The organism is Sanguibacteroides justesenii (assembly GCF_003204205.1).
Lineage (GTDB): Bacteria > Bacteroidota > Bacteroidia > Bacteroidales > Marinifilaceae > Gabonibacter > Gabonibacter massiliensis.
This window is the reverse complement of the sequence record NZ_QJPL01000010.1, coordinates 33,416-57,551: the sequence shown is the minus strand read 5'-3', so window position 1 is coordinate 57,551 and position 24,136 is coordinate 33,416. Positions and strand designations below refer to the sequence as shown.

General features: G+C 41.6%; 16 protein-coding genes. 10 read left to right on the top strand and 6 right to left on the bottom strand.

What is annotated here, in order from left to right; translation table 11 throughout:
• Window positions 1-89 precede the first annotated feature (89 nt).
• Complete coding sequence (gene rocD / locus DMB45_RS13485) at window positions 90-1,301, top strand: ornithine--oxo-acid transaminase (protein ID WP_041504396.1); 1,212 nt, start codon at window positions 90-92, stop codon at window positions 1,299-1,301.
• Between the two features lie 104 nt (window positions 1,302-1,405).
• Here the strand turns inward: rocD and DMB45_RS13480 are convergent, their stop codons facing one another.
• Entirely contained in the window at window positions 1,406-1,807 is a 402-nt protein-coding gene (locus DMB45_RS13480) for a bactofilin family protein (protein ID WP_052634836.1), read from the bottom strand.
• A 534-nt stretch (window positions 1,808-2,341) separates the two neighbouring features.
• Between DMB45_RS13480 and DMB45_RS13475 the strand changes: the two genes are divergently transcribed.
• On the top strand, window positions 2,342-4,048 hold the full coding sequence (locus DMB45_RS13475) for a TldD/PmbA family protein (protein WP_052634838.1): 1,707 nt from the start codon (window positions 2,342-2,344) through the stop codon (window positions 4,046-4,048).
• 49 nt (window positions 4,049-4,097) lie between these two features.
• Window positions 4,098-5,744, top strand: coding sequence for a metallopeptidase TldD-related protein (locus DMB45_RS13470; protein ID WP_041504397.1), 1,647 nt, complete (start codon window positions 4,098-4,100; stop codon window positions 5,742-5,744).
• A gap of 51 nt (window positions 5,745-5,795) precedes the next feature.
• Here the strand turns inward: DMB45_RS13470 and DMB45_RS13465 are convergent, their stop codons facing one another.
• From DMB45_RS13465 to DMB45_RS13445, 5 genes are all read right to left on the bottom strand, one after another.
• The gene (locus tag DMB45_RS13465; protein WP_041504398.1) at window positions 5,796-7,148 is read right to left on the bottom strand and encodes an efflux transporter outer membrane subunit; all 1,353 of its coding nucleotides are present in this window, start codon (window positions 7,146-7,148) and stop codon (window positions 5,796-5,798) included.
• Window positions 7,149-7,185: 37 nt separating this feature from the next.
• Window positions 7,186-10,305, bottom strand: a complete 3,120-nt coding sequence (locus DMB45_RS13460; protein WP_041504399.1) for an efflux RND transporter permease subunit — start codon at window positions 10,303-10,305, stop codon at window positions 7,186-7,188.
• Window positions 10,302-11,438, bottom strand: coding sequence for an efflux RND transporter periplasmic adaptor subunit (locus tag DMB45_RS13455; RefSeq protein ID WP_041504400.1), 1,137 nt, complete (start codon window positions 11,436-11,438; stop codon window positions 10,302-10,304). The genes DMB45_RS13460 and DMB45_RS13455 overlap by 4 nt, the downstream gene beginning before the upstream one ends.
• A 327-nt stretch (window positions 11,439-11,765) precedes the next feature.
• Entirely contained in the window at window positions 11,766-13,838 is a 2,073-nt protein-coding gene (locus tag DMB45_RS13450) for a M3 family metallopeptidase (protein ID WP_082032926.1), read from the bottom strand.
• Between the two features lie 91 nt (window positions 13,839-13,929).
• A complete protein-coding gene (locus tag DMB45_RS13445) occupies window positions 13,930-14,436 on the bottom strand; it encodes a hypothetical protein (RefSeq protein ID WP_041504402.1) in 507 nt (168 codons plus the stop codon).
• Between the two features lie 77 nt (window positions 14,437-14,513).
• Between DMB45_RS13445 and DMB45_RS13440 the strand changes: the two genes are divergently transcribed.
• The 7 genes from DMB45_RS13440 to DMB45_RS13410 all read left to right on the top strand — a co-directional run bounded on the left by DMB45_RS13440 (window position 14,514) and on the right by DMB45_RS13410 (window position 24,111).
• Window positions 14,514-14,978 carry a hypothetical protein gene (locus DMB45_RS13440; RefSeq protein ID WP_041504403.1) on the top strand — a complete coding sequence of 155 codons (465 nt, stop codon included), beginning with the start codon at window positions 14,514-14,516 and terminating at the stop codon, window positions 14,976-14,978.
• A gap of 71 nt (window positions 14,979-15,049) precedes the next feature.
• Entirely contained in the window at window positions 15,050-15,655 is a 606-nt protein-coding gene (locus DMB45_RS13435) for a sigma-70 family RNA polymerase sigma factor (protein ID WP_235375107.1), read from the top strand.
• A 118-nt stretch (window positions 15,656-15,773) separates the two neighbouring features.
• Window positions 15,774-16,940, top strand: a complete 1,167-nt coding sequence (locus DMB45_RS13430) for a FecR family protein (RefSeq protein ID WP_052634842.1) — start codon at window positions 15,774-15,776, stop codon at window positions 16,938-16,940.
• A gap of 68 nt (window positions 16,941-17,008) precedes the next feature.
• Window positions 17,009-20,572: a SusC/RagA family TonB-linked outer membrane protein gene (locus DMB45_RS13425; RefSeq protein WP_052634844.1), complete on the top strand. Its 3,564-nt coding sequence runs from the start codon at window positions 17,009-17,011 to the stop codon at window positions 20,570-20,572.
• Between the two features lie 10 nt (window positions 20,573-20,582).
• Window positions 20,583-21,992 (top strand): RagB/SusD family nutrient uptake outer membrane protein, encoded by a 1,410-nt coding sequence (locus tag DMB45_RS13420; RefSeq protein ID WP_041504484.1) that lies wholly within the window; start codon window positions 20,583-20,585, stop codon window positions 21,990-21,992.
• Between the two features lie 11 nt (window positions 21,993-22,003).
• Window positions 22,004-22,882, top strand: a complete 879-nt coding sequence (locus DMB45_RS13415; RefSeq protein ID WP_041504404.1) for a hypothetical protein — start codon at window positions 22,004-22,006, stop codon at window positions 22,880-22,882.
• 638 nt (window positions 22,883-23,520) lie between these two features.
• Entirely contained in the window at window positions 23,521-24,111 is a 591-nt protein-coding gene (locus DMB45_RS13410; RefSeq protein ID WP_236684979.1) for an RNA polymerase sigma-70 factor, read from the top strand.
• Window positions 24,112-24,136: the final 25 nt, after the last annotated feature.

Genomic DNA, 24,136 nt, shown 5'->3' with positions numbered 1-24,136 from the left:
TTTCGATTCATATGTCATTGTTTTTTTCCTTTTTTTTAATGAAATTGGGAACGTTACATGAATACGTATAACCAACTAATATTAAAAAAATGACAGAAAAAGATTACATGGATCGTGAGGCCAAATATGGTGCTCATAATTATCATCCGCTACCCGTGGTGTTAGAGAGAGGAAAAGGAATTTTTGTATGGGATGTGAACGGGAAACGTTATTTTGATTTTCTTTCCGCCTATTCTGCCGTGAATCAGGGGCATTGTCATCCGAAGATCGTGAAAGCTATGACCGATCAGGCCAAAACGCTGATGTTGACTTCCAGGGCATTTTATAATAATGTTTTAGGCGAGTGGGAAGAATACATCACCGAGTATTTTGGGTATGATAAGGTGTTGCCGATGAATAGCGGGGCAGAAGCGGATGAAACGGCTTTAAAGCTTTGTCGTCGTTGGGGATACGACGTGAAGGGTATTCCTGCCGATCAGGCAAAAATCATTGTCTGCGATAATAATTTCCACGGTCGTACGATTACGATTGTAACCCTTTCTAACGATCCTTCTTCTTACGCGGGTTTCGGACCTTTTACTCCTGGGTTCGTACGTATACCTTATAATGATATTCCGGCCTTGGAAAAAGAGTTGAAAGATCCTAACGTGGCGGGATTTTTGTTGGAACCGATACAGGGAGAGGCCGGCGTGTTCGTGCCTGAGGATGGCTACCTGAAAAAGGCTTATGATTTGTGTAAGGCCCATAATGTGTTATTTATGGCTGATGAGGTACAAACCGGAGTGGCTCGTACGGGGCGGATGTTGGCATGTGATCATGAAGGAGTCCGACCGGATGTTTTGATTTTAGGAAAAGCCATATCCGGGGGCGCAATGCCTGTTTCCTGCGTGTTGGCCGATGATGAGATTATGTTGACCATTAAGCCGGGAGAGCATGGTTCTACCTATGGTGGTAATCCGATTGCGGCAAAAGTGTCTATGGCGGCTTTACAGGTCGTGAAAGATGAGAAATTAGTAGAAAATGCCGAAAAATTAGGTAAAATTTTCCGGAAGAAGGTAGGAGAGATAAAATCCGATATGATCGAGTCGGTTCGCGGTAAGGGTTTATTGAATGCCGTGGTAATTAAGCCGAAGAATGGAAAGACGGCTTGGGATGTATGTTTGAAATTGCGGGATAACGGTTTGTTGGCTAAGCCTACCCACGAACATATAATTCGTTTTGCGCCGCCTTTGGTAATTAAGAAGAAACAATTACTCGAAGCGATCGACATCATTAAAAAGACCCTGGAAGAATTCAAGTAGACAAGGTATAATCTCAAAGAGGTATACAAAATAAAGTTTATAACCGTTGTAAAATAAAGAGAAATCTGTTTTACAACGGTTATTTTTGTACAATCGAAGCCTATTTATTTTTTAAGGGGAGCTTGAGGCGGTTGGGGTTCCGCTTTCTTTTTATCGATCATTTTACATTCTCCGTTAAATTGAGCTCCCGGTTCTACAATCAAAGTGTGTGTGACAATCGTTCCTTCTATGATGGATTTCGATTTCAGAATCACACTTCCTTCCGAAATAATATTTCCGGTTAATTTGCCGAATATTTCAATGTAAGGGGCTTTTGTTTGTCCTGTGATATTTGCTACCGGGCCAATAATTATTTTTCCGTTCGTTGTCATGTTTCCCTTTAGTGTCCCGTTAATACGAATGTCTTTATCCGTTTGTAAATCACCTTCCAGTGTAAGCCCTTCGTTTAATAAGTTGAAAATGTTTTCTGTTTCTTTCTCTTTTGCCATGGCTTTCTTTTTTAACATATATATTAATATTAAGGATTGATAGGTGATAGTATATCAGTATTTTAAACCCAATGACGTAACTCATAAAACGAACGTTTTATGAGAATGGTAATAGGTATATTTTTTAGAAATTAGATACAAAGTAATATATAATTATAACTCTGATTGACAATTAGATGGTTTCAGTATTGGAAGGCGAATATGGTGTAATAATAGAGTACGAATCGTATTTATAAAACCTTCGTTTAAAGCGTAATATTATAAAATAAAAATGATATGGATAGTATAAATGGAGTAAAATATGTGTGGTTGAAATGAAATATAGTCATAACTGCATGGAATATAGCGGGTAAATGTTTAAAATTGTTTTTATATATAATGCGTTTATAGGTATTGATTATCACTTCGAGGAGGGTAGTTCCCGGTATTTTAGGTTTATTATAACATAATTTTAAAATATCAATTTATTTATTCTTAGATTTATCTTGCTATATTTGTTACGAGGTTTGTGCGTAGCCTTATATATTTATTTATTCACTTAAATTTACACAAATGAGAAAATGTAGATTGGTTATTTTAAGCTTATTTCTTTTTCTGTTGTTTTTGCCGGGTGCTTTCGGGCAGGAACAGGATAAGTTACTGCAACTTTTGAAGCAAGAGTTAGCGTATGATATGAAAGAGTTGCAGAAACAGGAATTTCCTCCTTATCACATGAATTTCCGTGTTTTGGATGATAGAAACGTGAATATATCCAGCTCTTTCGGGGCGACTATGTCGGTTCAAGACTATCGTACCCGTATGTTGGTACCTCAGATCCGTTTAGGTGATACGTTACTGGATAATTTTAAATATAATTACATGGGAACGGCACCGGATCAAAGAAGAAATTACCGGGGGTCGTTGCTTCCTTTGGAAGATGAAAACGGAGAGGACGGTATAAAGCAGGCTATTTGGTCGGAGGTTATAAAGCGTTACAATTTTGCCCTTGATATGTACGAGAAGGCAAAAACACAAAGTACGGTAAGTGTGGATAACGAGGATAAAGCTCCTTGCTTTTCTTCCACTCCTGTGGAAAAGTATTATGAAGCACCGATTCCGGCAGAAAAGCAAGCTATTGATGTAAAAGCCTGGGAAAAGCGTTTGAACGAGGTTTCTTCTATATTTAAAGAGTCTTCTTTATTGCAGGAGGGACAGGCGAGCTTGAGTTTCCGGGTATTGCGTACTTATTTCGTGAATACAGAGGGTACGGAAGTCGTGCAGAACCGGACGTACGCTCGTATTATCATTTCTGCTTCCATGAAAGCCGAGGACGGAATGGATTTACCGTTGAATCTTTCTTATTTTGCTTACGAGCTGAAAGATCTTCCTTCCAACGAGCGTTTGATTGCGGATGCGAAAGATATGGTAAAAAGATTGAATATTTTGCGGACGGCCCCGGTCGTTGATCCTTATACGGGACCGGCCATCCTTTCAGGGCCTGCCAGCGGTGTTTTTTTTCACGAAATCTTTGGACATCGTTTGGAAGGTCATCGGATGAAGAGCGGCGGACAAACTTTTAAGAAAATGGTAGGCGAGCAAGTTTTACCAGTTGACTTCCAGGTATATTCGGATCCCACGCTGAGACAATATGCAGGAGATTATATGAACGGTTTCTATCTGTATGATGACGAGGGAGTTAAGGCCCGTCGGGTGGATGTCGTTACGAACGGAGTATTGAAAGAGTTTTTGATGAGTCGGGTTCCTTTGGAGGGATTCCCTCATAGCAATGCTCACGGACGTACTGCCGGAGGTGGGGATCCCGTATCCCGTCAGGCCAATTTGGTCGTGGAAACGACGAATCCCCGGACTGAGGCTCAATTACGCCAGATGTTGATAGAGGAAGCTAAGAAACAAGGAAAAGAATACGGTTATTATTTCAAAGAGGTAACGAGTGGTTTTACTTATACGGGAGAGGGGGGAAGTTTGAACTCCTTTAATGTAACTCCGTTGGAGGTATACCGTGTTTACGTGGACGGTCGCCCGGACGAGTTGGTTCGGGGGGTAGACCTGATCGGTACGCCCTTGTCTATGTTTTCCAATATCGTAGCCGGTGGAGATCGGCCGAGCGTGTTCACGGGAATGTGTGGCGCTGAGTCCGGATGGGTGCCCGTAACGGCAAGTTCTCCCATGATTTTCGTTAATAAGATTGAAACGCAACGGAGAGAAAAGTCTCGGCAATTGCCTCCCATACTGCAGGCTCCGAGTGAAAACAAGAAATAAAAGTTATTGTACTTTGGTTTAAAGTCTAAAATCGTAAATCTAAAATAAGATGAGATATATATTAGCTGTATTTTTGCTTTTTTTGCTGGTCGCTCCGGTATCGGCACAAAGCGATTCCGATAAGGTGGTTTTCAAAGCTATGCAAGATGAGATCGAGCGGAATAAAGAAGAAATTGTTTTGCCGAATATGCAAAGACCTTTTTTCCTGTCTTACGCGTTGGGACATTATCGTCAGTTTGAAATAGTGGGGGTATTGGGAGGGGTAGTAAACTCTTACGTGTCGAATGGGAATACGACAGGGGGAGTCCAGTTGATGTTGGGTGATTATAATCACACGAGTGATGCCATGTACGTGGGACAATATGCAGAGGCGTCTATTCCCGAAGAGATGGATTATTTGGGTGTCCGGAGAGGTTTTTGGTTGGCAACCGATGTCATGTATAAGTTTGCCCTGCAATCGGCATCTGCCAAGGATGCTTATTTGAAAGCTAATCCACAATCTACTGAAGAAGCTCAATTGGCTGATTTGGAAAAAGTAGAACCTATCGTAAAGATCGTGGAGCCCAAGGAGCCTTATACGATCGATCGTTCTAAGTTGGAAGAGATAGTAAAAGAATTGTCCGTTATTTTTAAAAATTACAAGGAGATATACAATACGCGGGTTGTGGTAAGTGGTATAGATATGGAGTTGTATCGCCAAACGACGGATGGGGTTTCCGTGAAGCAACCTTCTCGTTTTGTGAATCTTTTTGCACAGGGAACCGTAACGACTCCGGAAGGCGAGAAGATTACGGATACTTACTCTGTTTTGGTGAAAACCCCGGAGGATTTACCTTCCATAGAGGAATTGAAGAAAAATGTAACGAAATTTGCAGAGAATCTGGTTAAATTGAAAGATGCTCCTAAAGTTGAAGAGTATTATTCCGGTCCGGTATTATTTGAGGACGGTGCCGCTTCTTCGATCTTCACTCGTAATCTGTTGAATAAACAAGGTCTGTTTGCTTATCGCAAGCCTAATTCAGACCGTGTTCAACAAGTAAAGACGTTAGACGACCGAATGGGTAAGAAGATCATAGACTCTCGTTTGACTGTAAAAAATTACAGCACATTGGATAAATACAACGGAGTTTCTTTGATCGGTGCTTATGAGATCGATGCAGAGGGAGTTGTTCCGGAAAAAGAGATGACTTTAGTAGAGCATGGTATTCTTCGGGGAATGTTGAACGGTTGTGTGCCTACCTCGAAGGCTCCGCACTCTACCGGTAGTTCCCGGTTCGTGTATAGCGGAATAGCTTACGTGACTGCTCCCGGAACGATTCACATCCAAGCGGATAAAGGAATTAAGCCGGAGAAGATGAAAAAAGCCTTAATTAAGGCCGCGAAGGAAGAAGGGTTGGATTACGCTTACATCGTTCGTCGTATAAGTGGTATCGGATCCTTGCTTTATCGGGTGAATGTAAAAGACGGTAGCGAAACATTGACCCGTACGGCTGATATTTCTGCGATTACTTTACCTAAGATTAAGCGTGTATTGGAGATCTCAAACAAAGAAAATGTCTCCAATTACATTTTGAACAATGATGTTTTATCTTCTTTGATTTATCCTTCTGCCATTTTAATTGAAGATGTCGAGATCGGTAAATTGCCTGTAAAGGCTGAGAAAGCACCCGTATTGACTTATCCGTTGCAACGATAAAAGTTTTTTCATATAAAAAAAGCCGGATAAAAAAATCCGGCTTTTTTAGTTTTACCATCCGCCGCCGAGGGCAAGGTATAAATAGACAACCGAAAGTAGTTCGTCCCGGATGGCGTTATTCAGGCTGATTTGAGCATCAAAATAGCCACGTTGTGCGTCCAATACGTCTAAGTAACTGATTACACCGTTAATGTATTGGAGGGTTGCCAAATCCATATAGGAGTGAGCGGCTTCTTCCAAATGTAAACGTGATTCTCGTATCTCTTTTATTTTCTGGTAGGAAGTCAGGGCGTTGTCAACCTCTTTAAAAGCGGTCAACACGCTTTTTTGATAGGCGTATACTTCCTGTTCGTAAGCAGCTTTTGCCGCTTTCAGTTTGGCCCTGTGTTTACCCATGGCGAATAAAGGTTCGAGTAATTCGCCTCCTATGTACCAGTAGGGTGCTTTCAAAAAATGACTGAGTTCATTATTCTCCAGGCCGTATACCCCGGTTAGTTTGAAATTAGGGAATAAGTTCGTGTAGGCAATGCCGACTTTGGCATTTGCTGCCTTTAGTTTTAATTCGGCTTGCCGAAGATCCGGGCGGCGTTCCAATAATGTGGAGGGTAAACCAACGGGTAATGATGGGGGTAGAGCTTGATTTACGATATCTTGTCCGCGAGGGATTTGTCCCGGGTAGTGTCCGGTAAGTAAAGAGATTTCGTTTTCTTTTAATTTTATTTTGCGTTCCAAGTCCGGAATCAAGGTTTTGGTTTTAGCCAATTCCACCTGTGCTTGTCTGTAAGAGGTCTCGGATGTCAACCCTCCTTCGAAACGGAGTTTAGCTAAATATACGCTTTCTTCCCGTGCCTTAAATGTTTGTCGTACAATACTTAGTTCTTGATCCAGTGCTCTGAGTTCAAAATAAGCTTGTGCGACTTGTGCGATCAGTGTCATTTGCAAGGCTCGTTTACCTTCTACCGTTTGCAGATAAGCGGCTAAGCTTTCTTGTGTGGCCCAGCGCAGTTTACCCCATAGATCAACTTCCCAGGTGAGGTTTAATTTAGCTTCGAAGGTATTCTCCGGGGTTGCGTCATACTCTCTCTCTCCACCGATTTGTCCTTGGATTTGTGGAAATAAATCGGCCTTGCTGATCCGTTGGTAAGCTTTGCTTTCCTTGATCCGGGCAGCGGCAATCAACATATCTTTGTTGTGTTCCAAAGTCGTTTTAATCAATCCTTGCAATACGGTATCCCTATACAGTTCCCACCATTTGATATGCTGGACGGAAAGGGTGTCTTTGCCTCCGGCAAGAATCGCTTGCGGGAGATCTAATTCGGGACGGGTATATTTTTGTCCTAATTTGCAGGAGGTGAGAAGAACTCCTGTCAGTAGTCCGATACTTATGAGCTTATAGTGTTTCATAGTCTTACATAACTTTAAAATGGGTGTCTAACTTATTTCAGTTTGAAATTTCATTTGGCACCCTGCGATGTTTTTTCTGCTTCAGTTTATAGATCATGATGAAGAAGAAGGGAACCAGAATAATTCCGACCGTAATCGCGACGATCATACCGAAAAATACTCCCGTGCCGATGGAATGACGGCTGGCAGATCCCGGACCGCTTGCTATTACGAGAGGAAGCATACCTAAAACAAAAGCCAGTGAGGTCATTAAAATAGGACGGAACCGGGCCCTTGCGGCTGTTACAGCCGCTTGTACGGCATCGATGCCCCGGTCTACTTCTATTTTGGCAAACTCCACGATTAATATGGCGTTTTTGGCGGCCAGACCGATGAGGGTAACTAATCCGATCTGGAAATAAATATCGTTTTCCAATCCGAAAACCCATATCCCTAAATAAGCTCCGAAAGCGGCAACCGGAAGGGATAGCAACACGGAAACAGGCACGAGCCAGCTTTCGTATAAAGCGGCTAAGAACAAAAATACAAAGGTAAATACCAGAATCATGACGAGTCCGGTTTGTCCTTCCGCTTTTTTCTCCTGGAAGGAAAGACCGCTCCATTCGATACCCATATTTTCAGGTAAACGGGTCCGGGCTATTTTTTCTATGGTGTTCATGGCTTGTCCGGAACTGTATCCCGGTGCGGCAGAACCCCGAATCACGGCGGTAGAGAACATATTAAATCTTTTTATACTTCCCGGTCCGGTCGTGTATTCGGCTGATCCCAACGCCGTCAGGGGAACCATGTTCCCTTTGGCCGTTTTAACAAAAAACAGATTCAGGTTATCTTTGTATTTGCGGTACGGGGATTCTGCTTGAATGTAAACTTTATATACCCGGTTGAACATATTGAAGTCGTTCACGTAAACCGATCCCGTGTAAGCTTTCATCGTTGAAAATATGTCGGCCAGCGGGATGCCCAATAATTGGGCTTTATCGCGGTCTACATCGAAATACAATTGTGGAATCTCGGCTTGTAATGAGGAGGATATTCCTGTAATGGCCCGGGAACGGGAGGCGTATTTCATTAACGTGTCGACGGCTTCCACGAGATTTTCGAATGTGGCTCCGTTGCGTGCCTCTATTTGCATTTCAAACCCCCCGGAGGCTCCTAATCCCGGGATCACGGGAGGTGTGGATAAAAACACCTGTGCTTCCGGGTAATTGGAAAATTCGGAACGTACCTCCTCCATGACTTTCTCCAATGATAAGTCACCTTTTTTTCTTTCCTTCCATGATTTAAGTATGACGGTCAGTTCTGCTCTGGATTGTGCCGTTCCGATCCTCGGACTGGTTCCCGTCACATTTTGTACATACTCGACAGCCGGATGTTTTCTCAAAAATTCTACGGCTCTTTCCGTTACGATACGGGTACGTTCAAGACTTGCCCCTTCTGGTAGAGCCAGTTCGATTTTAAAATATCCCTGATCCTCTTCGGGTAAGAAACTGCTCGGAATAAACCGGTTCAACACGAAAATGAGTATAAGGATCATGCCGAATCCGGCAATGATACGGCGGGGGCAATTTACGGCTTTATATAAAGTCCGAATGTAAAAATTGTTGCCTCTTGCCAACCATTCGTTGATTTTGCGGAAAATAAAATTTTTCTCATGTTTATTCGGTCGAAGCATGATGGCACACATGGCCGGACTCAGAGTCAGGGCTACCAATGTAGAGATCAGTACGGAGACGACTATTGTTATGGCAAATTGGCGGTAAAGCATTCCCGTGATTCCCGGAAGAAAACTGACCGGAATGAAAACGGCTGCCAGAACCAATGAGGTTGCGATCAAAGCGCCGGTTAATTCTTTCATTGCCTTGCAGGTGGCTTGGTAGGGGGAGAGTCCTTCTTCCATAAGGCGTTCGACACCTTCTACGACGACAATGGCGTCATCCACAACAATACCGATAGCCAGTACTAATCCGAGTAATGTCAACATGTTCAGGGAGAATCCCATCATGAGCATAACACCGAAAGTGCCTATTAAAGAGACGGGAACCGCGAGTAACGGGATGACTGAGGCTCTCCAGTTTTGCAAAGAAAGAAAAACCACCATGATAACTAAAAAGAGGGCCTCGAAAAGTGTTTTGTAAACTTCATGTATTGATTCCGATATGTAAGTGGTGATGTCGAAGGGAATAGAGTAACTTAATCCTTCCGGGAAGTTTTTGCTGATCTCTTCCATGGCTTCTTTCACGTTATCGGCTACTTCTATGGCGTTGGCTCCCGGAAGCATGTATATGCCCAATACGGCGGCATTCTCCCCGTTTATACCACTTTCCGTGGAATAGGAACCCGCTTCCAACGAGACCCTGGCCACGTCGCGTAAGCGGATCATGGAACCGTCCGGGTTGGCGCGAACGACAATTTCTTCAAATTCATTAATGCTGGAGAGCCGTCCCGGGGCGGAAATAGGGATGGTCAGATCCGATCCGGAGATCGGTTGTTGACCTAAAACTCCGGCGGCGGATTCCCGGTTTTGATCTTTCAGTACATTTTGGAGATCTTTGACCGTTAGTCCGAAATTTGCCATTCGGTCGGGAAGTACCCAGATACACATGGCGTAGTATCGGCTTCCGATATTTGAAACCCGTCCTACTCCCGGTATCCGTCGAAGGATATCCAATACGTTGATCGTGGCGAAATTACTCAGATAAATTTCATCAAAACGAGCGTCGGACGAAGTGAGGCACAAGGTCATCAACTGACTGGATGACTGTTTCTCTACTTTAATGCCGTTTTGTATTACTTCGGCCGGAAGACGCGATTCCGCTAATTTAACCCGATTCTGAATATCCACGGCGGCAAGTTCTGCATCGGCCGAAATGTCGAATGTTACGTCGATAGAGAGACCACCGGAATTGGAACTACTCGATTCCATGTAAAGCATTCCCGGGGTTCCGTTTAACTCTTGTTCAATGGGTGTGGCCACGGCTTGAGAAACCGTAAGGGCGCTGGCTCCCGGATAGGAAGCCGATATTTTTACTACCGGGGGGGTGATTTGCGGGTATTGATCGACAGGAAGAAGGAATAAACCGATAAAACCTATGATCACGATTACGATAGAGAGCACGGCCGAGAAGATCGGCCTATCGATAAAAAAGGTTAATTTCATAAGCTTTTTTCCTCCTCTTCTTTAGTGGCAACGACTGGAAGTACAAGACTTCCCGGGGTTAATTTATGGAAACCTTCCACCACGATAAGTTCTCCTTCTCCTAATCCTCGTTCTACGACAACCTGATTCTCAAATTCCGGACCTAATTCGATGAAACGTTTTTCTGCGGTACTATCCCGTCGTACAACATATATATAAGCTCCTCCTTTTTCAGTTACAACGGCTTTTGTGGGAACGACGATAGCATGTTCCCGTACATCGAGCAATAGTTTTACCTTGGTAAATTGTCCGGGTAACAGGATACGATTCGGGTTAGGAAGTTCGGCTCTTACCCCGAATGTTCCGGTTTGAGGATCAACCTGAGGTTCTGCAAAATCAACGATCCCTTTTATCGGATAAACAGAATTATCCGCTAAGGTTATCGTAACATTGGGCTGCCAGGAGCGGTTGTCATCTTGCTCTCCCAAGCGAACGTTACGTTGTTGACTACGTAAATAGTCTAACGCGGTCAAACTGAAATCAACAAGCACCTCGTCGCTCTCCACGATCGTGGCTAATAGCGATTTGGATCCGGGTCCTACTAATGTTCCTATATCCACATAACGCTCGCTGATATATCCGTCGATAGGAGATTTCACGGTAGTATAACTTAACTCCAGTTCGGCTTGCGCCAGATCGGCCTTACTCATGGCTACATTTGCCTCAGCACTTTCCGAAGCTGCTTTTGCGTTATCCAGATCCAGTTGACTGGCAGCGTTTTGTGCATATAACGGTTGAAGACGTTCGACGTCCCGGTCTGACTTGGCTTTTTGGGCGTTGTCTTTTTTTAATTGTGCTTTTGCTTTATCTACTCTTGCTTTGTATAAGTCACTATTAATCCGGAACAAAGGTTGATTTTTATGCACTCTTTTTCCTTCTTCAAATAACATCTGTTCGAGATAACCTTCCACTCTGGCACGAACTTCCACGAAACGTTTGGCTCGAATTCTTCCCACGTATTCACCGTATATCTCAACATCATCAATACCGACTTTTTCAACGGTTACTACTTGTCTTTCCGGTTCCTGATTTTTTTTACATCCGGCTAAAGATACAAGCAAAAAGATAATAAGGACTTCACATAATCTATTCATACTTTTGGGTTTTAATTTCGTACACGATGCCCTTTCTTATGAAAATGGCGTGCTATTTTTTGTCAATTCGATAGTATTGATTGTATTTAATTGGTTATCAGTAAAATATTCTACGTATTCCATGTGGTGATTGTTTGATATATGATCAATATCTTGGGGTATTTTTCCACGGTATTGGGGAATTATTCTACGTTGGAGCGATTTCACAAAAAATAATTAACATCGGATATTCAATCAAAGATGTTAATTATTTTTTATGTGATTGCAGTATTATTTTACGGATCTGTAATTAAGATATCGCTATTTTCAGCATATTATTTCCAAATGTTATTTCAATCCGCTACGTTCAAGGAGAGCGTCGACCGTAGGTTCTTGCCCGCGGAAGCGTTTATAAAGAATCATGGGATTTTCCGACCCCCCTTTTTCCAAAATATTTTTACGGAAAGAAGTCGCTGTTTCCTTATCGAAAATTCCATTCTTCTTGAAAACGGAAAAGGCATCGGCATCCAAAACTTCCGCCCATTTGTAACCGTAATAGCCGGCTGCATATCCTCCTGCAAAGATATGACCGAAAGCTGTTGAAAAAGCACTACCTTTTACCAGCGGCATGATTTCCGTTTTGCCCATGGCTTTATTTTCGAACTCGATCAAAGGTTCTGTTACCGGTTTGGTAATCGTATGCCATGCCATATCTACCATGGCAAAACTTAATTGCCGATCGCTGGCATATCCGCTTTGAAAATTAGCTGATTTTTTGATTTTGTCGATGTATTCTTGAGGTAATCTTTCCCCCGTTTGGTAATGTACTGCCCAGGTATCCAGCCACTCTTTTTCCAATGCCCAGTTTTCCATGATTTGAGAGGGTAATTCCACGAAATCACGGTAAACATTCGTTCCTGAAGTAGATCCGTAAGTACATTTGGATAACATGCCGTGCATCGCGTGTCCGAATTCATGTAAGAATGTGGTTACTTCATTAAAAGACAGGAGTGAAGGTTTCGTCTCTGTCGGTTTGGTAAAATTCATTACCATGGAAATCAACGGGCGGGAATCCTTGCCGTCTTTTATTTTTTGTCCTCTGAATTCGGTCATCCAGGCTCCGCCGCCTTTACTTTCTCTCGGAAAGAAATCCAAATAAAGTACACCTAAATAGGTGCTGTCTGTATCATAAACTTCAAATGTTTTCACCTCTTTGTGATACAACGGGATATTATGCACCTCTCTGAAGGTAATTCCATATAACTTGTGTGCTAAATCAAATATGCCGGATTGTACGTTTTCCAGTTTGAAATAAGGTTTTAACATTTCATCATCGAGGGCATATTTTTCTTGCATGAGTTTATTGGAATAATAGGCCCAATCCCAACGTTGTAGTTCTCCTTTCAGGCCGGCTTTGCGGGCATACTCTTCCACCTCTTTTTTGTCTCTCAAAGAGGCCGGATGGGATGCTTTATGTAATTCTTCGATGAAATTATTCACGATCTCCGGGGTATTGGCCATGCGATCGGTAAGGGCGTATTCAGCGTAATTCTTATATCCCATGATTTGGGCCAGTTCCAATCTCAGAGCGGTAATTTTTTTTATAATTTCTTCATTGTTGTATTCGTTGTCATGGTATCCCCTGGAAGAGTTCGCCCTATACATTTGTTCTCTTAATTTCCGGTTATCGGCATATTTCATAAAGGGGGCAAAACTCGGGTAGTGGAGTGTGAATATCCAACCTTCCTTTCCTTTTTGTTTGGCTGTTATTGCGGCCATCTCTTTTACTCCTTCCGGTAGTCCTGACAGATCCTCTTCTGTTGTCACGTGTAATTCGAAGGCATTGGTTTCGGCCAGTTCGTTTTTATCGAAGGTCAGGCTCAACTTGGAGAGTTCGATGGAAACCTCTTTGAACCGTTCTTTGTCGGCTCCTTCCAGATTGGCTCCGCCTTTGATAAAGGCTTTCCAGGTCTTCTCCAGTAATGCATGCTGTTCCGGATTCAGATTCTGTTTTTCTTTTTGCTCGTAAACCTGTTTTACCCGGTTAAAGAGTTCCTGATTCATGTATATTTCGTGACCGTATGCTGTTAATTTAGGAGAGACTTTTTGGGCTATATCCTGCATCAGGCTGTCGGTCATGGCAGAATTCAGGTTAAAGAAAATACTGGAAATATATTCCAAACGCTCTCCGGTATTGTCGAGGGCAACAATGGTGTTTTCGAATGTAGGAGTCTCTTTGGAAGCGGCAATCCGAGCGACCTCTTTTTTTGCGTCTTCAATAGCTATATCAAAAGCCGGTTCGTAGTGTTCCGCCTTTATTTTATCGAACGGAGGGGTCTGGTGCGGGGTATCGAAAGCCGTTAATAAGGGATTTTGATCGCTTTTACCGCAAGAGGCCATAACGAGAATAATTGCAGCCATAAAAGTTATTTTTTTCATTTATAAAAGTCAGTTTAATTTATACTTCAAATTGCGGGTACAAAAATAAGATTTTTTCCGCTTTTCCGGTAGATTATTTTTTTCCTTTAAAAAGGATTTGAACTTCCAATATCATAGGAATGATACTTACCGTTATCTTCAAGTCCATTTCGTCTTCCTTGATCGTTCCGTTAGGAGAATAACCGATGGTTTGTTTGCCGTAAACGACGTTTCCGTTTCCAGCCAAATAGAACGTGTCTGCCGTTTGTGTTATTTGGCATTTTGCCGGTTCTATTTTGATTCCTTCTACGGGCATTTTGAAATCAATTAATTGAATGAAAATTTCCTCTTCCGCGTTCCGGGTTATTTCTAATTTGCAGGGAACCGGTTCGTCCGGTATTAATTTTTTCCCGTCGGGAGCCGGTTTGATCATACTTTTAATATGTTCTGGTAATTCGATGGTAGCTTCTCCTTTGTACACTCCCGGCAAGGAGGTGACATCGTTTGCTTTTTTCCGGCTGCATCCCGTGCAGGAAGTCATCAGGAGTGCCATTAACAACAGTAAGAAAAGAATCCCGGTAAAGAGTCGTATCCGCTTCATTGTTTTTGATTTTATTTTTTGTATTTTCGAACGGCTAAAATAAGAAAACCTTTTTAAGAATTAAAACAGCTTGAATAATGAAATTCGTACGCGTATTCCTTTTAATTGTAATAAGTATTTTTGGGGTTGAAAATTTCCTGTTCGCGGGTGATAAGGAAAAAAAGGACAATGCGGCTTCGGTTGCAGGAGTATACGAGGGAACGGCCTTCGTGGAGATCATGCAACAAGAGATGGAATTGAAACTGGAACTGATACGAATTCATAAGGATAGCGTTATCGTGAAGGTGACGAATTTCGTACTGCCTAACGGTCAAAAATTCAATTACCGTTCTCAAGGTGTTTCCGTGAAATCGGAAATAAAGCAAGGGAAAACGATTTATAATCTTTATATCTCTTTCTCCTATAACTATAACGGAATGCCCATGGAGGTGAAAGCCTCGGGGAAAGTGATTGACGGTCAGTTCGATTCTGAAGTGAAGGCTACCATCATGCAATCCATGGAAACCAAAGTGACCTATAAGGCGAAAAAACAAAAAAAGTAGTATATTCTAAAATTGATTGTTTGTTTGAACTTTTCCCGTGATTTTGCGAAATAAAAATAATTCCTATTTTTGTGGAATGGAATGTAGGTGTTATGGGTGTAAATGACGTACAGATTCTGGAAATGTTAAAGACCGGGCAGCGCCAGGGAATGGGAGTATTGTTCGATCGATATTATAAGCCGTTGGTTTTATTTGCCGACGGTTTTATGCATAATATGGCGGAGGCAGAAGACGTGGTGCAGGAGCAGTTGGTGAAATTGTGGGAGGAGGAGCTGTACGAGCGGATTCATCCCAGGGCTCTTTCTACTTTTCTTTTTACGATGGTAAAAAATAGTTGTACGAATCGTTTGCTGCGAAAAGGTATAAAAACGGAGTATTTGAATATGCCGCATTACCAAATAGCGCAAGAAGAAGCCGAGGGATTGGATGAAGCGGTTGTCAATACCGTTCTGACCGCCATGCAGAAATTACCGCATAAGACACGTGTGGTCGTCGAGACGGTAATGCAAAAAGGACGAATGTATAAAGAGGCGGCAGAAGAACTGGGGATTTCGGTTAACACGGTAAAGACTTTATTGAAAATGGGATTGAAGGAACTGCGGGGAGAGCTAAAAGACCATAAGAATATGTTCTTTTTATTGATGATGTGGAATAAAAGGAATGATCTCCGTTTATGATTCTATGATTTTCTTCATGAATCTGAAATAATATAGCTTATTTGATTAATTTTTTTTTGTTTTGTTCACCCGTTCGGAAAAGAATTTTGTTTAACTGATAAAGTTTAAACGAATGGGGATGGAAATACAGAAGGATATATTTTATGATATACAGGCCTGTTGGAAGGGTACCGCTACCGACGAGGAGACGGAGCGTGTTCGTCAATGGATAGAAGAGGATGAGTGTAATCGATTGGAGTATGAACGTTTGACACGGGTTTATTACCGGTTAAATTATGCTTTGGCATGGGATACGGTGGATATGGAAGGGGTGAAAAGTCGTTTTATGAGAAACCTGAAGACGAAAACGAAACGGTATGTTTGGGTATATACGCTTGGAGGTGTTGCGGCAGCTTGTTTGCTTTTCTTTGCCATAACGATCTGGTTGAACAGTCATGAACGACAGGAGCCCCTCTCTTTAAATTTGGCACAAACGATAGGAGGCCATTCGTCGGCTATGCTTATTCTTCATGACGGGCAACGGGTAAAATTATCAGCCGACAGTTCTTTTTCATTAGAACTCAAAGGTACCCTATTGAAAGGGAAAAAGGGAGCTGGCTTAAGTTACGAGGTAACCGATCGTATGGATCAACAGGAGGATATTGAGTACAACACCTTGGTTGTACCTCGGGGAGGAGAGTATTTTTTGACCTTGTCAGATGGGACAAAGGTATGGTTGAATTCGGAGACCGAATTAAGTTATCCGGTTCGTTTTACCGGTTTACAAAGAGAAGTAAGAGTAAAAGGAGAAGCTTTTTTTGAGGTCAACCGAGATACGCTGCATCCTTTTATTGTTCATACGAGTCAACTGACGACACGCGTGTTGGGAACTTCCTTTAATGTGATGGCCTATGACGGAGAGTCGTCGACGGAGGTAACGCTTGTAAGCGGAGAAGTGGAGGTTGCCAACCAAAAAGAGAAGTGTGTGCTGAAACCGGGGTGGCAGGCTATGACGAGTAGTGTTTCCGGTAAGATAGAAGAGAGAAAGGTTAATTTGTCTGTTTATGTATCCTGGAAAGAAGGATTGTTCGATTTTAACGAAATGTCGTTGGAAGAATTAGTCGTGAAATTAGGACGTTGGTATGATGTGGATTTTTTCTTTGCGAACGCAAAGGCTAAAAAAGTGAAATTTACCGGGGCTATAAAACGTAGTAATTCGTTGAGGTTTATGTTGGATTTTGTGGAAAAAACATCGGATGTCTATTTTAAAGTAAATGGAAATGTAATTCAAGTATACGAGAAATAATAAAAAAGACCGTCGGGTGTTCGCACCACCTTCCGGTCCCTTAGTTTGAAACTTAATATTACAAATGTATGAAAAAAAATCCATTATCGGGGTTCGTTTTTTATAAAAACGAACGCTGGAAGATCTTTCTGATTATGCGCTTAATGATTGTTATGCTTTTAGGATTTATGTTGGGTGGTCATGCAAATGGTTTGGCCCAGCATAAGATGGACGTAAAAATGGGAGAAACTACTTACGAGGAGTTATTTCAGGAAATTCGTAAACAGACGGGATGTATCGTTATGTATAATAGCGATATGCTGAATAAAGGGGATAAAGTGAAGGCTGATTTCGGTACGATTGACTTAACGGATTTGCTGGAGCGAGTACTTTCGGTAAGAGGATTGACGTTTGAATTGAATAACGAATTTATCATCGTGATGAAGGCCGCTCGTTCGGAAGATAAAGCCAAAGAGTTTACGGTTACAGGTACGGTGAAGGACGAGAGGGGAGAGCCGATGCCGGGAGTAACCGTAAAATTGGACAGTACGTTCTTGGGTACGGCTACCGATCATTTGGGAAGATTTTCTTTACAATTGCCGGTAGACACAGGTCGGTTGGTTTTTTCTTTCGTGGGATATAAGACCGTAAAGATGAACTTTAAAGCAGGAAAACCCTTACAAGTAATATTAGAGGAAGATGTAAAAGCGATGGAAGAGGTGGTTGTGACCGGTTATCAAAAGATCGATCGTCGGAAAAATGCCAGCTCTGCCATTAGCGTAAAAGGTTCCGATATGATGGAAGGAAGTGCCATTTCTATCGATAACATGCTGCAAGGGAAACTGGCAGGGGTGAATATTATCAATCCGACATCGACACCCGGGGCTGCTCCCAAGATTAGGATCCGGGGTTCTTCTTCCATATCCGGAAACCGGGAGCCGGTATGGGTGGTAGACGGTATTATTCTGGAAGAACCGGTTCCGATTTCCGCGGAAGAGTTGAACAGTCTGGATAATGTGAATCTGATCGGTAATGCTATAGCCAGTATCAACCCGGAAGATATTGACCGGATTGATATTTTAAAAGATGCTTCTGCCACGGCTATTTATGGTGTAAAGGCAGCCAACGGAGTGATTGTTATCACCACGAAAAAGGGAAAGATCGGCAAACCCGTAGTACATTATGCCGGTAACGTGGGTATAAGCCTTCGTCCGAGTTATAACAATTTGCACCGGATGGACTCCAAGGAGCGGATTGATGTTTCCAAAGAGATTGCCGAACGGGGATTGGTTTTCGGAGTCAAACCTTCCAATATAGGTTACGAGGGGGCTTTGTATGACCTCTATTCGAAAAAAATAACCCAGGAGGAGTTTGTCGACCGGGTTTATGATTTGGAAAAGGTAAACACCGATTGGTACGACGAATTATTCCGTACGGATGTTTCTCACAAGCATTCTTTATCCATTTCCGGGGGAACGGAAAAAATCAACTATTATTTTTCTGCCGGTTACTCGAATACGAATGCGGTAGTGAGAGGGTCGGATATGGAGAGCTATAACGGATTGCTAAAATTGAATATACGATTACGGGATAATCTGGATGTCGGATTCTCTTTGAGGGCTTATTCTGCCGATAAAAAGTATCTGCATGGCTCTATTGATCCCTATTCCTATGCCTATAATACTTCGAGAGCCATTCCGGCTTATAATGCCGACGGTTCTTATCTGTTTTATAATAAAACGCAGGGATATGAGACCATATTGAATTATAATATTTTGCACGAGCGGGAAAATACGGGTCGGAAGATACGAAACGAGAGTATCGATTTTATGGCTAACGTGAATTATAAGATTTTTTCGGATTTGACGTTTAACGGTGTATTTTCTTTGACAAGAATGAATACCAAAGAGGAGAACTGGGCCAATGAACGATCTTATTATATTGCTCAGTTGCGAGGGGTAAATTATGGAGAAGAATTACCTACGGATCATAATTTTGTTACCTCGCAATGTCAATTGCCTTATGGTGGGGAGTTGAAAAACGATCATACGCATTCGGCTTCTTACGTGGTACGTGCCGGTTTGAATTATTACAAACGCTTCTTGGATCGTCATGAAATAGATGTAAACTTGGGGACAGAGGCTCGTTCCGTAAAATACGACGGTATTTCAACCGTGCAATGGGGATACCTGCCGGATCGAGGCGAAAAGTTTGTTCCGATTAATCCGGTGGAGTGGCCTAAATACAATGAATGGTTGTTGAATAATCCCAATGTAGTGACGAACAGACTTACCAATGTAGTGTCTTTTTATGGGACGTTTACTTACACTTACGATAACCGATATACGGCTAATTTTAATATCCGCACAGACGGATCGAATAAGTTCGGACAGGACAAAGACGCTAAATTTTTGCCTGTCTGGTCTGTGGCCGCTCGGTGGAATATCCATAACGAATCGTTGTTTAACGATGTGATGTGGATGAATTTGTTGGCGATTAAAGCTTCTTATGGAGTACAGGGTAACGTACATCCCGATCAAACTCCTAATTTATTAGTGAGTATCGGTAGTATGGATAATGTTTCGAAAGAGTATATATCCTCTTTAAGTCAGCTACCGAATCCTTCCTTGCGCTGGGAAAAGACAAAATCTTATAATCTCGGTTTGGAGTATGCATTTTTGGATAACCGGATTAACGGGTCCGTGGAGTATTATTTAAAGAGAGGCGAGGATCAGATTATTACGAAACGCGTATCTACGGTGACAGGGAAAAAAGATGTGTCCATTAACGGGGGAGATGTTGAGAATAAAGGATGGGAATTGACTATTGGTGCGATTCCTGTGAAAACACCAAATTTCACTTGGGGATTGTCCGTGAACATGTATAAGAATTACAATAAGGTGACCAGTAAGAATCAGACTAAATCTTACGAGTACAGGGATTTTCTACAAGGGAATCTGGTCGTAGATTCGAAGCCTCTGGATGCTTTTTACTCCTATAAGTTTGATAAATTAGACGAAGAGGGATTACCTACTTTTAAGGATACGGACGAACCGGAAGGTATTACGAAAGAGGAGATGTTTGAAAAGGCATTTGCCTATTCCGGAAAACGGGTGGCTGATCTGAATGGCGGTTTTTCTATGTATTTCCAATATAAACGTTTGACCCTGAATTGCTTGTTTGCGTTCTCGATCGGAAAGAAAGTCCGTTTGAACAACCTGTACGAATCTTCTGGTCAGATGTTGCCTATGCCTCAGCAGAATATGTCCGATGAATTTGTGAATCGTTGGCGGAAAGGAGTTAACGAGAACACGGTTATTCCGGCTTTATCCGATCTTAATCTGGTGTTTTCCGATTTTGATCGGAAATATGTGATATCCAATAACAAATGGGAGATGTATAATAATTCGGATTTAAGGGTTGTTTCCGGGGATTTTTTGCGGATGAGAAGTGTTTCTTTGAATTATAATGTATCGGATGATCTGTGTAAAAAACTGGGCGTTTCCGCTATTAGTATGCGTTTTGAAACGGGAAACCTTTGGCTATGGGCCAATAAAAAATTACGAGGACAGGATCCGGAACAGATGAGTTTTGGTTCCGGTACGGTCCCTCCGACGAGGAATTTTAATTTTGGTTTGAACATATCAATTTAATATGAAGGCTATGAATAGATGGTTACTATATATATTGTGCGGGTTTATTTTTACCTCCTGCGGAGATTTTCTCGAAGAGAAATCTCAGGATTTGATTATACCTAAGACGGTAAAGGATTATAGTGAATTTCTGTTTGGTGAAGGCTATATCCGGGATAATATTAAGATGCACGAATACCTCGATATCATGACGGACGACGTGGAAGAGAAAGCAGAGTCCTATCCCATGATGGCTATGGATATCCGTTCGGATGGTTACGGCTATTATTGTTGGCAACCTAATCCGGAATATCGGTTTACGGGGGTGTTGAATGCCGATAATGCCTGGGAAGTTTATTATAATAAGATATTGATAGCCAATAATATTATCAATTTAATCGATAAAGCCGACGGAAGTGAAGCCGATAAAAAAGATTTAAAAGGAGAGGCTTATTTTTTACGGGCTTATGCTTATTTTATGTTGGTGAATCTGTACGGGGAACCCTATGAGAAGGCCACGGCAGATCGGGCTTTGGGAATACCGTTGAATTTTGATAATAATGTCCAGGAACGATTTTTTGTGCGCGAATCGGTTGCTCGTTCTTATAAACAGATAGAGGATGATTTGAAGGAGTCTATTCGTTTATTAGAAGAAACAAATTACACGAAGAAAGTCTTTAGGGTGTCTCGGGCTGCGGCTTATTTACTGGCTTCCCGCGTCTATCTTTACATGAAGGATTACAAGAATACCATTGAATATGCCAATAAAGTTTTAAGTGTGAACGCCAATCTATACGATATATCTGTTATGGGAGAAGAGGATGTGGTGATATCACCCAGTAATCCGGAGATCATATGGACATACGGTAATTATGATATCAGCTATTTGTCGCAAGCCAATCGAGGATGTTTTCCGGTATCCAACGTTTTTTATAACTCTTTTGATGCCGATGACCTGCGTAAAACCTGCTATTTCAAAGAGGAGTGGAATGAGGTTTCTGTAAATAAGAGTAAGGCTAATAGCGGTATGTACGGCTTTGCCTTCAGAACGGCGGAAGCATACCTGAACCGGGCGGAAGCTAATGCGGAACTTGGAAATACACAGCTTGCCCTCGACGACCTGAAGCATTTACGTCAATACAGATTTAAAAAGGAAGTTCCGCTTACGGCGACAATGGAGACTATTGTCGATCTGGTTCGGGCGGAGAGGAGATTCGAGCTTTGTTACGAGCAACATCGTTGGTTCGATTTGCGGCGTTGGGATCGTCCCCGTATCGAACATACTTATACGTTGGATATTATGACGGGACAGAAAGAGAAGTTTGTTTTGGAAAAAGACGATGAGGCGTATACGCTTCCACTCCCGGTAGAAGTTAGTGAATTTGATTACGGGTTGGAAAATATCAAACGTCCGGAAAGAAAAGGAGTACAGGTTAATTAAAATGGGAAATTATGACGATGAAAAATTATAAATTATGGATGTTATCCCTTGTTTTGGTCGGTTTGATGTCCGGATGTTATAAAGAAGATGATATCCAGACGACGAAGGGAGATGTTTTAATTGATGTAAAAGAGGGGGACGATGAAGTAGATCAATACATTTATCGATTCTATCAGGCTAACGGTTCTGTTATAATGTATGAATTTAGCGAGTTGGATTACCGGTGGAATATGAGCAGTGTGGTTAAGAATGTTACAATGGTGTTGCAAGAGGATAAAGCTGTGTTGAAAAACGGTCTTGCTTTGATGGAAAAAGTGTTTTTTAATGTTTACGATCAGGATTTTCAAAAGAATTATTTTCCTTTGAAGATTCTTATGGCTAAATCCATTGAAAAAATGGAGTGGGGGATTCCTACTCCGCGGGCCGTGTTAACGGGTTTAAGTTATATCGCTATCGGTAATATTGCTCCGGGGGTGGAGTCTTTGTCCCGGGATGAGATCCGGGATATAAGGGAGAAAGTGAATGCTGAATTTTGGCTGAGTTATCTGGTTAAAGGGGGATTTATTCATGTCCCGGAGAGTTTTTATGAAGTCAGCAAACAGTATTATCAGGAGTATTTGGACCGTTTGCCGGAAAACGAGGGGGTAGATGAGGTCGATGTGAAAAAGTACGGTTTCTGGAAAAAGGATGATTATGCCAGCTGGGCTGTCTTGGCTCCTGACCGGGATCTGGATTTCAAAGACTTCATGGGAGTGATAACTACGACTCCTTATGACGAATTAAAGTCCATACTGGATAAGTACGGTAAATTGAAAGACAAGTATACGATTTTGGCAAACACCTTTAAAGAGAAGTATCACATAGATATTACCTTATTCGGAAATAGATAGATAACCAAAAGCTGGTTATTGAATGACGTGGATTTTCCCATTGCGGAGAATCCACGTTTTATATTATTGGAAATCTATGCATGGGGTAGAAAGTTGGGAGTATCGGCATCGGAAACCAAAGGATAAAAAATCAAGCAGTATTACCTTCGGAGATTATTGTTAAAGGTGAATACGTGGATGCGACTTATCGTTTTTCATATAAAACGATCAACGGTTATGTTAGTAAGATTACAAAATCGGGTACTGATGCTGTAAAGGATATTTATGACATTTCGTACGAGTAAGTATTGAAAGGAAGGAGGCGGTATGCTGGTTTAAATTCGAAAAGATGAATCGTTAATAAACAAAAAATCCGGAAGTAATTCCGGATTTTTATTTATATGTTTATGGATAATTAGAGGTATTTATGTTCTTTTGATGGTCTTACCTTTCCTGTGAAATTAGATATTGGAATTGATCTTATTTTTATAAATAAATCATTATTTTGTAAACAATAGTTTTGTGTACTATGTATTGTAATTCACAGATTGTTATAGTATTTGTATATTGGATTATTTTGCAATACGGGTATTTTTTAACTTAAAAATAGGGAGGTAGTAGTAAAAAAATATTTGTATTGATGATAAAAAAAGTTATTTTTGACAAGTGTATGGGTGGTGACTAAAATAAGCAAAAGCATGGTAAGGTCTGTTTTTGATAGTAAAATGTTCGAAAAATTATTTCATCTTCATTTTGTAGATTTGATGGGCTTTGTTAATAGCTATGTAAAAGATGAGGAAGTAGCTAAAGATATTGTTCATGATGTTTTTCTGGTACTCTGGAATAATAGAAAGCGATTAGACTTTTCCTATTCGATGAAATCTTATTTATTTACGTTATCCCGGAATTATGCCTTGAATTACTTGAAGCACTTGCGCGTTGTTGCCTCGAATGAACGGGAGATGACGGCTTTCATAGAGAGTACGAATGATGAATTGGAGCAACGTGAGAAGAGATTGTTTCGTTTACATGAAAAGCTGCTTCTATTACCTCAAAAACAGCAGGAAATATTGAAAAAGTGTTTTATAGAAGGGAAGGGGTATAAAGATGTGGCCGAAGAGTTCGGAATCAGTTTGAACACGGTAAAAACCCATCTGTCCCGGGCTTTGAAATTTTTGCGGGAGGAGATGCATGACGAAGTGGTTTTATTGTTCTTCCAGTATAGAAAGATGGGTATGGGAAGATTTTAATTTCTATTCCGGAGGATTAATTAAA

Bases quoted from the DNA above. Each gene is read 5' to 3' on its own strand.
- DMB45_RS13430 (WP_052634842.1), top strand. From the start codon at position 15,774: ATGGAAATACAGAAGGATATATTTTATGATATACAGGCCTGTTGGAAG.
- DMB45_RS13425 (WP_052634844.1), top strand. From the start codon at position 17,009: ATGAAAAAAAATCCATTATCGGGGTTCGTTTTTTATAAAAACGAACGC.
- DMB45_RS13475 (WP_052634838.1), top strand. From the start codon at position 2,342: ATGAGAAAATGTAGATTGGTTATTTTAAGCTTATTTCTTTTTCTGTTG.
- DMB45_RS13470 (WP_041504397.1), top strand. From the start codon at position 4,098: ATGAGATATATATTAGCTGTATTTTTGCTTTTTTTGCTGGTCGCTCCG.
- DMB45_RS13450 (WP_082032926.1), bottom strand. From the start codon at position 13,838: ATGGCTGCAATTATTCTCGTTATGGCCTCTTGCGGTAAAAGCGATCAA.
- DMB45_RS13455 (WP_041504400.1), bottom strand. From the start codon at position 11,438: ATGAATAGATTATGTGAAGTCCTTATTATCTTTTTGCTTGTATCTTTA.
- DMB45_RS13465 (WP_041504398.1), bottom strand. From the start codon at position 7,148: ATGAAACACTATAAGCTCATAAGTATCGGACTACTGACAGGAGTTCTT.
- DMB45_RS13460 (WP_041504399.1), bottom strand. From the start codon at position 10,305: ATGAAATTAACCTTTTTTATCGATAGGCCGATCTTCTCGGCCGTGCTC.
- DMB45_RS13420 (WP_041504484.1), top strand. From the start codon at position 20,583: ATGAATAGATGGTTACTATATATATTGTGCGGGTTTATTTTTACCTCC.
- DMB45_RS13415 (WP_041504404.1), top strand. From the start codon at position 22,004: ATGACGATGAAAAATTATAAATTATGGATGTTATCCCTTGTTTTGGTC.
- DMB45_RS13440 (WP_041504403.1), top strand. From the start codon at position 14,514: ATGAAATTCGTACGCGTATTCCTTTTAATTGTAATAAGTATTTTTGGG.
- rocD (WP_041504396.1), top strand. From the start codon at position 90: ATGACAGAAAAAGATTACATGGATCGTGAGGCCAAATATGGTGCTCAT.
- DMB45_RS13445 (WP_041504402.1), bottom strand. From the start codon at position 14,436: ATGAAGCGGATACGACTCTTTACCGGGATTCTTTTCTTACTGTTGTTA.
- DMB45_RS13480 (WP_052634836.1), bottom strand. From the start codon at position 1,807: ATGTTAAAAAAGAAAGCCATGGCAAAAGAGAAAGAAACAGAAAACATT.